At 55.0% G+C, this 12,753-nt stretch carries 12 protein-coding genes; 10 read left to right on the top strand and 2 right to left on the bottom strand.

Translation table 11 applies throughout. The features are described from left to right. Window positions 1-3: 3 nt before the first annotated feature. Window positions 4-279: a hypothetical protein gene (locus BR04_RS03050; RefSeq protein WP_496354514.1), complete on the bottom strand. Its 276-nt coding sequence runs from the start codon at window positions 277-279 to the stop codon at window positions 4-6. Then, window positions 276-929: a dTMP kinase gene (tmk, locus tag BR04_RS03045; RefSeq protein WP_496354513.1), complete on the bottom strand. Its 654-nt coding sequence runs from the start codon at window positions 927-929 to the stop codon at window positions 276-278. The genes BR04_RS03050 and tmk overlap by 4 nt, the downstream gene beginning before the upstream one ends. 171 nt (window positions 930-1,100) lie before the next feature. On the opposite strand from tmk, the gene BR04_RS03040 reads away from it, so the two are divergent. From BR04_RS03040 to BR04_RS02995, 10 genes are all read left to right on the top strand, one after another. Continuing rightward, a complete protein-coding gene (locus tag BR04_RS03040) occupies window positions 1,101-3,257 on the top strand; it encodes an LPS-assembly protein LptD (RefSeq protein ID WP_496354512.1) in 2,157 nt (718 codons plus the stop codon). 60 nt (window positions 3,258-3,317) lie between these two features. Continuing rightward, window positions 3,318-4,313 carry a GHMP family kinase ATP-binding protein gene (locus BR04_RS03035; protein WP_496354511.1) on the top strand — a complete coding sequence of 332 codons (996 nt, stop codon included), beginning with the start codon at window positions 3,318-3,320 and terminating at the stop codon, window positions 4,311-4,313. Between the two features lie 55 nt (window positions 4,314-4,368). Beyond that, window positions 4,369-5,490, top strand: a complete 1,122-nt coding sequence (locus tag BR04_RS03030) for an NAD-dependent epimerase/dehydratase family protein (RefSeq protein WP_496354510.1) — start codon at window positions 4,369-4,371, stop codon at window positions 5,488-5,490. Next, window positions 5,487-6,221, top strand: a complete 735-nt coding sequence (locus BR04_RS03025) for a nucleotidyltransferase family protein (protein WP_496354509.1) — start codon at window positions 5,487-5,489, stop codon at window positions 6,219-6,221. Before BR04_RS03030 ends, BR04_RS03025 begins: the two co-directional genes overlap by 4 nt. Beyond that, entirely contained in the window at window positions 6,211-6,846 is a 636-nt protein-coding gene (locus BR04_RS03020) for an SIS domain-containing protein (protein ID WP_496354508.1), read from the top strand. Before BR04_RS03025 ends, BR04_RS03020 begins: the two co-directional genes overlap by 11 nt. Window positions 6,847-6,918: 72 nt before the next feature. Next, a complete protein-coding gene (locus BR04_RS03015; RefSeq protein ID WP_496354507.1) occupies window positions 6,919-7,224 on the top strand; it encodes an HU family DNA-binding protein in 306 nt (101 codons plus the stop codon). A gap of 3 nt (window positions 7,225-7,227) precedes the next feature. After that, complete coding sequence (gene holB / locus BR04_RS03010) at window positions 7,228-8,247, top strand: DNA polymerase III subunit delta' (protein WP_496354506.1); 1,020 nt, start codon at window positions 7,228-7,230, stop codon at window positions 8,245-8,247. Between the two features lie 83 nt (window positions 8,248-8,330). Continuing rightward, window positions 8,331-9,239, top strand: coding sequence for a PSP1 domain-containing protein (locus BR04_RS03005; protein WP_496354505.1), 909 nt, complete (start codon window positions 8,331-8,333; stop codon window positions 9,237-9,239). Between the two features lie 95 nt (window positions 9,240-9,334). Beyond that, entirely contained in the window at window positions 9,335-11,260 is a 1,926-nt protein-coding gene (gene metG / locus BR04_RS03000) for a methionine--tRNA ligase (RefSeq protein ID WP_496354504.1), read from the top strand. Between the two features lie 84 nt (window positions 11,261-11,344). Next, complete coding sequence (locus BR04_RS02995) at window positions 11,345-12,745, top strand: penicillin-binding transpeptidase domain-containing protein (RefSeq protein WP_496354503.1); 1,401 nt, start codon at window positions 11,345-11,347, stop codon at window positions 12,743-12,745. Window positions 12,746-12,753: the final 8 nt, after the last annotated feature.

The following is a 12,753-nucleotide window of genomic DNA, read 5'->3' as shown; positions in this document are numbered from 1 at the left end:
GGCTCAGATACGCTTCAGGGGAGAAAGCCCGCCCCGCCATTCGGCAAGGAGGGATTCCAGAGCCGCAATTTCCGCAGAAAGCCGTACTTCCTGAACAGGGCCTCCCCCATCCCAGCCATGCCCATAGCTCAGGTAGCGGTCATTGAGACGGGCCTCCAGATCTCCGATGGAAAACCGGGGACTGGCGTCCTTCTGACGCCGCACTTCGGCACAGATACGGTCAAAGGTTTCCTCAAAAAGTATTTCCCGCCATTTTTCCGTTTCTTCCAGACTGCTCATGGCCTCTCCTTTTTCTTTTTTTCCAGCAGGGCAAGACAGATCTCAAGCATTTTTTGCGTGAGGGTTTCCACAGGTTCCAGGGCATCCAGAAGACAAAAACGATCTTTTTCCTCCACAGCCAGGGCAAGAAAACCTTCCCGGATCTTCTGGTGAAAAACAAGGCTTTCCTTTTCAAAGCGGGTTTCATCACCGGGTCGCCCGCCTGTTCCCACCTCTGCCAGGGCACGGGCAAGGCCTTTTTCGGGGGGGAGATCCAGAAGAAAGGTGATATCCGGTTTCAGCCCCTCCAGCACAAGCGCATGGACATTACGGATACGCCGGGGATCCAGCCCGCGGGCCACCCCCTGATACACGGTGGTGCTGTCGGCAAAACGATCGCTGATCACAATCCTGCCTGCGGCAAGGGCAGGCCGAACCACCTCGCCAAGGTGCTGGCAGCGGTCTGCGGCATAAAGAAAAAGCTCCGTTTCCCCTGTCATCTCCCGATTTTCAGGATCCAGCAGCAGGGCACGGATTTTTCTGCCGATGGCCGTTCCTCCCGGCTCCCGTGTACACACCACGGAAAAGCCCCGTCCTTTCAGGGCTTCGGAAAGCCGTTTCACCTGGGTGCTTTTGCCTGCGCCTTCGCCGCCGCAGAGGGTTATGAGCATGATCGTTCCTTCTTTGAAATCGTATGGAGTTTTGTTGGTTGTTTTGTCCTTTTTAGGCCTTCCTGCCCTTGTCCGGTCAGGAAAGTGCATGTATAGTCCATAACCTTCAGAGGTTCAAGGGAAAGCCCCAGCCCCCTTCTTCTCCTCCAAAAAACACAGGATTTTCTGCCAATGCGTTTTTCTGTCTGCCTGGGTCTCTTTTTTTTCTGTCTCATGGCGGGGGGCTCCCCTGCCCTCGCCCAGGAAATGCATCCCTATGACTTCCATGCCGAAAGCATGAGCTATGATCCCGCATCCGGAACCTATACGGCAAGGGGCAATGTCCGCATCGAAAATGAGACCATGGTGCTCACTGCGGATCAGGTATCCTATGCACCGGATACCGGATACATTACCGGAGAAGGTACCATCGTTCTGCGTATGGATGCAGACCGCATGGAGGGAGACCGGATTGTCTATGATATGAAGACACAAAGGGGCTTTCTTGAAAATGGCCGTCTCTTTGTCTCCCAGTCCCAGTTCCGCATCCGGGGTCAGCGCATTGAACGCACAGGAGAACAGAGCTATGTGATTGATGATGCGGGTCTGACCACCTGCGATGGGGAAACACCGGACTGGGAGATCACCGCAGCCCGCATTGCCCTTACCCTTGAAGGCTACGGCACCCTGAACCATGGAGCCTTCCGGGTGAGGGGGGTTCCCACCCTCTACACCCCCTGGCTTTTTTTTCCGGCAAAGGTAAAACGGCAAAGCGGTCTGCTCCTGCCGGAAATCCATCTTTCCGAACGTTATGGGTATGAGCACCTCCAGCCCCTCTATCTGGCCCTCAGTGAAAGTTCGGACGCTACCTTATATTATCATCTGATGGAAAAGGGCCGGGATCGCCTGGGGCTGGAATACCGGAAAATGTGGAGCAGTGAAGACAGGCTCACCCTGCGTCTTGATGGCCTCCAGGGCAGTGACCCCACGGAAACATCCCGTCAGGATGGGGTGGCACAGGATCGCTACTGGTTCCGCATGAAAGAAAATTTTGTCCTTTCCGAAAGCACCCAGGGTTTTGTGGATCTGGATTTTTTAAGCGATACCCATTACTTCGATGACTTCAAGAGCGGCAGCCTCGGTTTTGTCAAAACCAATGCCCTTTTTCAGAAGGAATTTGGCCGGGATGTGGATCCGGAGAAAGAAGAAACCCGCAGCAACCGTCTGCTCCTTTCAAAAACCGGTGAGGTTTTCCGTATGGAAGGGGAAGTGGTCTGGGAGGATGCTGTGAGAAAACGCAGCCAGGATCTTCAGGACGACACGGTACAGCGCCTGCCCCGCCTTTCCCTTTCCAGCCGGAGACAGCGGATTGCCACCCTGCCCCTTTACCACAATCTTGAAGGAGAGAGTGCCTATTTTTACCGTATCAACGGCGAACGCGGAACACGGGTGGATCTCGCTCCCCGTCTCTATGCCCCCTTTCGCCTGGGGCCCGTTTCCGCTGAACCTTCCTTTGGGCTGCGTCAGACCGTCTGGTACAGTGAAAATCCCCTGGAGGACAGCAGGGAGGGCTACCAGACCGACAACCGCTTTCTCTATGATGCCCGCATGGATCTTTTTACGGAAATCTACAAGGTTTTTGGGGGCGGTTTTACCCGTGCGGACAGAATACGCCACAGCCTGCAACCTCGCATCACCTTTGAATATGTGCCGGAAAAAGACCAGGAAAACCTGCCGTTTTTTGATGATCTTGACCGTATCGGAAAAAAACGGCGCATGACCTACAGCCTCACCCAGACCCTCACGGCCCGTTTTCAGGAAAAAACCGGAGAGGAAGAACAAACCCGATCCGTCTACCGGGATTTCCTGCGTTTTAAAATTTCCCAGGACTATGATATGGACAGGGCCGAGACCAGAGGGGAAAAACCCTTTTCCGATGCCAAAGGGGAACTCTCCCTTTTCCCCACACCCGGTGTCCGGCTTTTCGGGGATCTCACCTGGTCCCCCCAGGAAGCGGAATGGACGGCCTACAGCTCCGGAGCTGAAATCACAAGGGGGGTACATTCTTTTTATATTGAACACCGCTACGCCAGTGCGCTTTCTGCTTCCCTGCACCTTCGCGGCTATCTGGGGATCCGGGATAATCTGGGCCTGCTCTGGGACTATGAACGCAACCTGAAAGAAGACCTTACCCAGAAACAGGACTATGGCCTGCGTTACCATGCCGGATGCTGGCAGCTGGATCTCATCTATTCCGATGACAAGGATGACCGGAAGATCGCTTTTTACTGGACACTCACGGGGCTTGGGGTGATGGAACACAGTCTGGATGGCGGCTTTTTACCCTGAAAGTCCCCTGAACTTTTCCCTTCGTTTTCCATGAAGGGCGTTTTCTGCCGAAAGGTGATCATGATCATTGCACAAACCCCCTTACGTTTAAGCTTTGTGGGTGGCGGGTCCGACATGCGGGCCTTTTATGACAAGCAGGACGGGGCGGTAATCTGCACCGCCATTGATAAGTATGTCTACGCCATTGTGAAGGAACGCTTTGACGAGGATATTTATCTCAATTACTCCGAAAAAGAACGGGTCAGGCGGGTGGCGGATATCCGTCATGGTCTGGTACGGGAAGCCATGCGTATGGCCGGAGTGGAAGGCGGGGTCGAAATCACCACCCTTGCCGATATTCCCTCCTCCGGTTCCGGACTGGGCAGCTCCAGTGCCATTACCGTGGCCCTGCTCCATGCCCTGCATACCCATAAAAACAATCTCGTAACCGCAGAACAGCTGGCCGAAGAAGCCTGCCGGATTGAAATCGATATCCTGAAAAAACCCATAGGCCGTCAGGATCAGTACGCCGCCGCCTATGGCGGACTCAACCGTTTTATTTTTAAAAAGGGCGAGACAGTGCTGCGGGAACCCGTCCGTCTGGCTCCCGCCCTGCGACGGAGGCTTTGTGAGGGGATGCAGCTTTTTTTTACGGGCGTCACCCGCAGTGCGGATACCATTTTATCGGAACAGCAGAAGAACCTGGGACAACAGAAGAAAATGGAGGCCCTTTCCGCCATGGTGGCCCTGGTGGAACCCTTTACAAAGGCCATGGCCGAAGGTGATCTGGAAACCTGCGGTCTGCTGCTCCATGAAAACTGGCAGCTGAAACAAAGCCTTGCTTCGGGGATCTCCAATGAAGCCACGACCGCCATGTACGAAGCCGCCCGAAACTGCGGTGCCACGGGCGGCAAGATCGCAGGAGCTGGTGGCGGGGGATTCATGTTCTTTTTCACCCCCCCCAGTCAGCAGGCAGCGGTACGGGAAAGTCTTGCGGGATTCCGGGAATTCCCCTTCCTTTTCAGTGAATCCGGCAGCCGCATTATCTTTGATGGCCGGTCCTATTCCGCCAAATAGACCCCTTTCACACATCCTTTTGCCCCTTTTCCGGAAAAAGGGGGGGGAGAACCCCATGCATATTCTCATCACCGGCGGTGCCGGATTCATCGGTTCCCACACGGCGGACGCCCTCATTGAAAAGGGCCATACCGTGAGGGTTCTGGACTGTCTCCAGGAAAACGTCCATCCCAAAGGCCTTCCCGATTACCTGCATCCGGAGATTCAGTTCATACGGGGGGATGTGCGCTGCAAGGAAGACTGGATCAAAGCCCTTGAGGGGGTGGATGCGGTCTATCACTTTGCCGCCTACCAGGATTATCTTCCGGATTTTTCCACCTTCTACCATGTGAATGCCATGGGTACGGCCCTTCTCTATGAGATCCTCGCGGAACAGGGAACAGGCCGCAGGGTGAAAAAAGTCGTGGTGGCGGCCAGTCAGGCGGTGATGGGGGAAGGCCGCTATGCCTGCCCTGCCTGCGCCTGGGAGGGCATTCCCGACATCCGGGAGGAAAGCCGCCTGCGTCAGGGGCTCTGGGAACATCCCTGCCCTCTCTGCGGAGCGCTGCTCCAGTGGCGGCCCTCGGACGAGACCATCGCCAACCCCTGCAATCCCTACGCCCTCTCCAAGGACGCCCAGGAAAAAGCGGCCCTGCGTCTGGGCGCACGGGAAGACATCGACACCACAGTGATGCGCTACTCCATCGTACAGGGCCCGAGACAGTCCTTTTTCAACGCTTATTCCGGTGCCATGCGCATCTTCTGCTTAAGCCTCTACTGTGGCCGAAGCCCCCTCATCTTTGAGGACGGCATGCAGGTGCGGGATTTTGTCAACATCAAGGATGTGGTGGACGCCAACCTGCTCGTGCTGGATCACCCCAAGGCCAGGGGGCGGATCTTCAATGTGGGAGGGGCAAAGGCCTGCACGGTAAACGCCTTCTATGAAAAGCTTCAGGAAGTGACGGGAAAACGCCTCCCCGTTCAGAGGGGGGGGCACTACCGCTACGGCGACACCCGCCATATTTTTTCCGACACCCGGGCGCTGGAAGATCTGGGCTGGACACCGGGCCGAAGCATCGAAGACAGCATTGCCGCCTACTGGGAGCACCTCAACCAGCAGGAAGCCAGGGAAGAGATTCTGGCCTATGCGGACAGCCACATGAAAAAACTGAAAGTTATCCGGGAGGTTCAGGGATGAAGGCCTTTCTCCTGGCCGCAGGACTGGGCACCCGGCTCAGACCCCTCACGGATCACACGCCCAAGTGTCTCGTACCCATCGGAGACATGCCCCTCATGGGACTCTGGCTCACCCGGCTTTACGCCTGTGGTGTGAGGGATGTGCTGATCAACACCCACCATCTGGCAGAAAAGGTGGTGGCCTTTCTGGAAACCTGGCCGGAAAAACGGCTGCGCATTGAGACCCGTCATGAGCCCAAACTGTTGGGAAGTGCGGGCACCCTCCTTGAAAATGAAAGTTTTGTAAAAAATGAGGACACCTTCCTCATCGTTTATGCGGACAATCTCTGCAATTATGATCTGACCCGCCTTGCGGCGGCTCACGGAGAAAACCAAAAAAGGGGGGCGCAGCTCACCATGGCCCTTTTTGAGGCTCCCAATCCTTCGGCCTGTGGTATCGCCACCCTGAACGACGAGGGACGGATTACGGATTTTCAGGAAAAACCCCCCTCTCCCACATCTTCTCTGGCCAATGCGGGAATCTATGCCGCAGGCCCGGAATTTCTCCCTGTTCTGAAACGCCATCAGTGCGGGCCGCCCTATGATCTCGGCCTTCACGTTCTGCCCCATATGAAAGAGACCCTGTTCGGTCTTCCCATGGCAGGCTATCTCCGGGACATCGGAACTCCCGAAGCCCTGGACGCCGCCCAGAGGGACTGGCCCCCTGCATCAAGGAGAACCCATGGATTTTGAGACCTTTGCATCCGGATATATCGATACCCTGTACCACGCCATGAAAAAAATGGATAAAGCCCCCTTCACGGCACTCTGTGAGGCCATGCTGGAGGCGTATGCGCACCAGAAGACCATCTTCATCCTGGGCAACGGCGGCAGTGCGGCCACCGCCTCCCATGCCCTTTGTGACATCAACAAGGGTTCCTGTCTGGAGCTTGAAAAAAAATTCCGCATGCTCTCCCTTGCGGACAACATGGCCATGATCACAGCCATTGCCAATGATCTGGACTACAGCCGGATCTTTGTGGAACAGCTCAGAAACTACCTTCAGGAAGGGGATCTCATTCTGGCCATTTCCGGCAGTGGCAACTCGGAAAATGTGCTCAAGGCCGTGGCCTATGGCAGGGAAAGGGGAGCCAAAACCGTGGGAATCTCCGGTTTTGACGGTGGGATGCTCGCAAAGATAACGGACATTGCCCTGGTGGTTCCCATCCATGACATGCAGAAGGTGGAAGATGGTCAGATGATGGTACTGCACATGCTGATGCAGGCTCTGCGCAAAGGCCTCGGACTGCACACTCCCGGATGCAGCCCCCAGGACAAAACAGACAGTCTGACGGGAAAGCCCCGTCCCATGGGATAAGTCCTTGACTTCCGGAGGCCTTCCTTTTATGTACTTCGCTTGAATTTCTTATCGCCGGTGAGGAGGCAGACCATGAACAAGCTTGAGCTGATTGCAACGCTCAAAAATGAAGCCGATATTTCCAAAGCAGAAGCTGCGGAAGTGGTGCAGATCTTTTTTGATTCCATGACAGAGGCTCTGGCCCGGGGAGAGCGGGTAGAAATCCGGGGACTTTGCAGCTTTTTTATCAAGGAATACAAAAGTTACACAGGCCGTAACCCCAAAACAGGGGAAAAGGTACAGATTCAACCCAAAAAACTGCCTTTTTTCAAGTGCGGCAAGGAACTGAAGGAACGTGTGGATTATCCCCACAAAACGGAAAAAAATGTCAGGGGATAAACCTTGACCCTTCCAGCCCAGCCCCCATACGGATTCTGGAATCTCAGGGGACAGGACACGGTCATCCGGGCCCTGGAGGGTATGCTGTCTTCCCGACGGCTGCCCCAGGGCCTGCTTTTTTCCGGTATGCCGGGATGTGGCAGGGGTCTTGCCGCCAGAACCCTGATGATGCAGGCCAACTGCAAGGCAGAGTCCCCGCCCTGTGGGGAATGCCGGTCCTGCCGCAGAATCCTTCTGGATCAGCACCCGGATTTTCTCCGGATCAGCCCTGTAAACGGTATCCTCCGCATTGACAGCATCCGGGATCTGTCCGAAAGACTGATGCGCAGACCGCATGAAGCCCGGATGCGTTTTGTCATCCTGGAAGAGGCGGAAACCCTCAACCGGGAATCTGCCAATGCCCTGCTCAAAATACTGGAAGAACCTCCGGACGGCACGTACTTCATCCTCCTGAGCAGCCATCCCCATTGGCTGCTGGAAACCATACGTTCCCGATGTCAGGAGTTCCGTTTTCGACCTTTGTCCGATGAGATACTGGCCGGAGAGATTGCCCCCCTTGCTCCGGACAGTGCAGCGGCCCTTGCCGCAGCACGGCTGGCCTGCGGGGATCGCCAGCAGGGAGAAAAACTGGCAAGGGCAGGCAGCAGGCGACGTATCCTGGCCCGTGTTCTGGCTGAAAACCTCCCTCTCCCCCCTTCCAAAGCCATGGTTCTGGCTGAATGGCTGGCACCGGACAGGGAAAATGCGGAACTGGCTCTCGATATTCTCGAAGGTCTTTTCCGGGATATCTGCCTTGCGGCCATGGATGCGGACATGCTATGCATCCATGGACTTTCTTTGGACTGCCGGGAGGATCTTCTTGCCGCAGGCCGGAAAATTTCCGCAGAGGAGGCCCTGGGTGTTATCCAGAACATCCACGGGGCAAGAAAACGCATGGAACAGAACGCCCTGCCCCGTCTCCTGCTGGAGATCCTGCTTCTGCATCTGACGCAGTACAGAGGTTCCGGCTTTTCCCTTGCATAAGCACAGCCTTATTCTATCTGAAACACGCCGAAATCCGGCGCCAGGTCTGTCCTGGAACCGGATTTCTGAGCTTTGGGGGTATCATGATCCGAATTGCGGGAGTACGCTTCAAGGCCGCAGGTAAAATTTATGATTTCAATGCCGGTGACCTGGATCTGTCCCTTGGGGATGCGGTCATTGTGGAAACGGAACAGGGCCTGGGCTTTGCCAACCTGGCCACCCCGGTACGGGAGCAGGACAGCCCCTATACGGGATTTCCCTTAAAAAAAATCCTGCGTCTTGCGGATGAAACGGACTTCCTGCGCATGGAAGAAAACCGCGAAACGGAGGAAAGGGCTGAACATTTCTGCAAAAGGGAAGTGGAAAACCTGAACCTTTCCATGAACCTTTTTTCCGTGGAAAGCACCTTTGACGCTTCCAAGCTCACCTTTTTTTTCACCTCCGAAGGACGGGTGGATTTCAGACAGCTTGTGAAAAATCTGGTCAAAGAGTTCCGGGTTCGCATTGAAATGCGCCAGGTGGGCATACGGCATCAGGCCAAGATGTGCGGCGGTATCGGTCGCTGTGGTCGTCAGACCTGTTGCAGTGCCTTTATTGAAAAATTTGAACCGGTTTCCATCCGTATGGCCAAAGAGCAGGGGCTTTCCCTGAACCCCACCAAAATTTCCGGACTCTGTGGCCGTCTGATGTGCTGCCTGACCTATGAAAACAGCACCTACAGGGATCTCAAAAGCGGTGTGCCTAAAATCGGCAAACTGGTGGATACTCCCAAGGGCAAGGGCAGAATCATTCGGCACAATGTCATTGCCGCCCGCCTTGCCGTACGTATGGAAGACGGACAGGAACTGGAATTTTCCGTTTCAGAACTCAAACCCCTCCCCCCCTCCCAGCAGCAGCTCCAGACTCTCCCTCCTCTTCCCGAAGAAGGAGAAGAGCCGGAAAGCAATGGAGATATTGCCCTGCTGGAGGATCTTATGGATGATCCCGTTTAATATCCGCCATGCCGCCCGAAAGGGCTGCGTTCTCTTTGCTGCGGAAGCCCAGAGAGGGGCTTCCGCCTGACCTCATGACTCCCGGAGATCCCATCATGTCCGAGGTTTTTTACATCACAACACCCATTTATTATGTCAACGCCCGTCCCCACCTGGGCCATGCCTATACCACCATTGCTGCGGATGTGGCGGCCCGCTTTGCCCGTATGCAGGGCAAAACCACCTATTTCCTTACGGGAACGGACGAGCATGGCGATAAAATTGTGAAAGCCGCTGCCAAAGAAGGACAAAGTCCCCGTACCTACGTGGACACCATCAGTGCCGCCTTCCGGAATCTCTGGCCTGAGCTTTCCATCTCCCACGACCAGTTCATCCGCACTACGGATCCCGCCCATATCCGGGTGGTACAGCATCTGCTCCAGAAAATTTATGATGCGGGGGATATCTATTTCAGCGAATATGAGGGGCTTTACTGCTACGGATGTGAACGTTTCTATACAGAAAAGGAACTGGTGGACGGAAAATGCCCGGATCATCTGACGGAGCCGGAAAAAATCCAGGAAGCCAACTATTTCTTCCGCATGGGCCGTTACCAGCAGTGGCTGATCGATCATATCCAGAAGCATCCGGATTTTATCCGTCCGGAACGGTACAGGAACGAAATTCTTGCCTTCCTGCGGGAACCCCTGGAGGATCTGTGCATTTCACGGCCCACCTCCCGCCTGCAATGGGGAATTCCCCTGCCCTTTGACGACCGCTTTGTCACCTATGTCTGGTTTGACGCCCTCAGCAATTACGTTTCTGCCCTGGGCTATCCGGAGGGTGAAAAATTCCACACGCTCTGGCCCGGTGTTCAGCATATTGTGGCCAAAGACATCATCAAGCCCCACGGCATTTACTGGCCCACCATGCTGAAAGCCGCAGGAATTCCGCTTTACACCCATCTCAATGTACATGGCTACTGGAACATTGCGGAAACCAAGATGTCCAAAAGCCTTGGCAATGTGGTGGATCCTCTGGACATGAAAACGACCTACGGTGTGGACGCCTTCCGCTATTTTCTCATGCGCGAAATGGTCTTCGGTCTGGATGCCTCCTTCTCCGAAGAAGCCCTCGTCGGTCGTATCAATGCGGATCTCGCCAACGATATCGGTAACCTCTTCAGCCGTGTCATTGCCATGACCCACAAATATTACGGCGGTAAAGTGCCTGTACCCGATGTCTTCCAGGAACCGGCCATGGACTTTGGCCTTATGGCCGGTGCTTCCGACGCTGTGGAACACTTTACCACGGAGATGTCCGTACTGGCCTTTCATAAGGCCCTCATGGCTGTATGGAGCTTTATCTCCCAGCTCAATAAGTACATTGACACCACAGCTCCCTGGGAATTGCAGAAAAACGGGCAGCAGGCCGAGCTGGATACGGTCATCTACAATCTTCTGGAAGGCCTGCGCATCATCTCCGGACTCATCTCTCCTGTCATGCCGGAAACGGCGGTGAAGATGCAGCAGCACCTCGGCCTTTCCGATCCGGACTTCAACACCCTGGAAAAACTGAAAACCTGGGGACTTCTGCCCACAGGCCATGTCCTTCCCAAAGCCTTGCGCCTTTTTCCCCGTATTGAGACCAAAAAGGAGGAGGCCGGAGAAAAAGCCCCTTCCCCTCCTGTCCTTTCCAAAGGACTCAAGGACGCCAAACCCACCATTTCCATAGAGGATGTCAGTCGTCTGGATCTTCGGGTAGCCACCATTCTGGCCGCAGAAACGGTTCCCAAATCTGAAAAGCTGCTGAAACTTCAGGTGGATCTTGGCGGTGAAACACGGCAGGTGGTGGCAGGTATCGCCCAGGACTACAGTCCGGAATCCCTGGTGGGCCTTCAGGTGATCCTGGTATCCAATCTGAAACCTGCCAAACTCATGGGGATCCGCTCTGAGGGAATGGTACTTGCTGCCAATGGCGAAGCGGGACTCTGTCTTGCCAGTTTTGATAAACCGCTGGTACCCGGTACTGTTGTGAAATAATGCACTGCCCCCCTGCCTTTTCAGGGAATGCTACACGAAAAAAGGCAGGCCTTGTTTCTGGTATTTTCTCCGGTCTGGATTTTCATGCATCGATTTTCGTACAAGCCAGAACCCTCATGGCGGAAAAAACAAAGCCTGAGGGTTCATAAAAAGTCTCAGAGACAGAAAACAAGCAGTGCTGCGCCCAAAATCTGTTTTCTTCTCCTTCTCCTGCTGCTGCTCTTCTGGGGGATCTGGTACAAGACCTCCCGTCCTCCTGAAAAGGAAAAGGAACAGCAGGCGGATATCCCCCATGAGCCTGCGGAAGCACCGGAAGCGGTCTTCACCGATGCCCTTCTCCAACGGGTATTGCAGAAAATGCCTCCCCACTCTCTGGGAAAACCTGGCATGGACATCCTTGTCCAGGGCCTTTCCTTCAAAGCCCTGACAACGGTCAACCCGCAGCTTCAGGAGCATCTTCAGGCCGCCATACGTCAGGCCGAAACTGCGGGCAGGGGAAGACCGGAGCTGCTTTCCCTTGTGGTGATGCAACCGGAAAACGGTAAAATTCTGGGGCTTGCGGGCAGCCGCTCGGATCAGAACGGAGGAGATCCCTCCGTTGCCCTCACCCTGCACCCTGCGGCCAGCCTGTTTAAAATCATTGCGGCTTCCGCAGCCATGGAACTCCATGGACTGACACCGGAAAGCCCCCTTTTTTTCAACGGGGACATGTACACCCTGTACAAACGTCAGTTAAGCCAGCAGATCCATCGTTCCACCAACCGCACCACCCTGAAGGATGCCTTTGCCAAAAGCGTCAATCCCGTATTCGGTAAACTGGGGTACCACGACCTTCAGGAATCCGGACTGCGTCAGTATGCTCTGCTCTTTGGTTTTGAAACGCCGTCTCCGGGGAATCTCCCCACGCCCGCATCCCGCATTGAGATCAGCGAAAAGCCCTATGCCTGGGCGGAAATTGCCTCAGGCTTCAACCGGAAAACCCTCATCAGTCCCATACACGGTGCCCGTATTGCTGCCGCCATTGTTTCCGATGGCATACTGCCTCCGGTACGGATCATTGAGAAAGTCATGGACGCCGAAGGCGGGATTCGCTATCAAGGATCGGAAGAAAGTGGACGGCGGGCCATACGGAAAGAAACGGCTGATGCCATGCGGGATATGATGGAAAGAACCATTCGCTCCGGCACCGTCAGCCGTATTTTCAGAGGATATACCCGGGATGCCGTTCTCTCCTCCCTTCAGATGGGGGGCAAAACCGGCTCCATTTCCAACCAGAACCGGGATATCCGGTATGACTGGTTTGTGGGATATGCCCTCCATCCCGATGGACGTAAAATTGTGGTCTCCATCATGGTGGGGCATGGAGCCTATATCGGAAAACGGGCGGGAGAATATGCAAAGGGTATTTTTTCCTTCTGGTTTGATCCCGCCCGCATTCCCGCCTCAGCGGAAACAAGCCTGTCCGATGCAAAAAAACAGCTCTGAAGGATCTT

Source organism: Desulfobotulus sapovorans DSM 2055, from assembly GCF_059569355.1.
This window is presented reverse-complemented; position numbering and strand designations above follow the sequence as displayed.

Coding starts and splice junctions, on each gene's coding strand:
- BR04_RS03050 (WP_496354514.1), bottom strand. CDS start 279: ATGAGCAGTCTGGAAGAAACGGAAAAATGGCGGGAAATACTTTTTGAG.
- tmk (WP_496354513.1), bottom strand. CDS start 929: ATGCTCATAACCCTCTGCGGCGGCGAAGGCGCAGGCAAAAGCACCCAG.
- BR04_RS03040 (WP_496354512.1), top strand. CDS start 1,101: ATGCGTTTTTCTGTCTGCCTGGGTCTCTTTTTTTTCTGTCTCATGGCG.
- BR04_RS03035 (WP_496354511.1), top strand. CDS start 3,318: ATGATCATTGCACAAACCCCCTTACGTTTAAGCTTTGTGGGTGGCGGG.
- BR04_RS03030 (WP_496354510.1), top strand. CDS start 4,369: ATGCATATTCTCATCACCGGCGGTGCCGGATTCATCGGTTCCCACACG.
- BR04_RS03025 (WP_496354509.1), top strand. CDS start 5,487: ATGAAGGCCTTTCTCCTGGCCGCAGGACTGGGCACCCGGCTCAGACCC.
- BR04_RS03020 (WP_496354508.1), top strand. CDS start 6,211: ATGGATTTTGAGACCTTTGCATCCGGATATATCGATACCCTGTACCAC.
- BR04_RS03015 (WP_496354507.1), top strand. CDS start 6,919: ATGAACAAGCTTGAGCTGATTGCAACGCTCAAAAATGAAGCCGATATT.
- BR04_RS03005 (WP_496354505.1), top strand. CDS start 8,331: ATGATCCGAATTGCGGGAGTACGCTTCAAGGCCGCAGGTAAAATTTAT.
- metG (WP_496354504.1), top strand. CDS start 9,335: ATGTCCGAGGTTTTTTACATCACAACACCCATTTATTATGTCAACGCC.
- BR04_RS02995 (WP_496354503.1), top strand. CDS start 11,345: ATGCATCGATTTTCGTACAAGCCAGAACCCTCATGGCGGAAAAAACAA.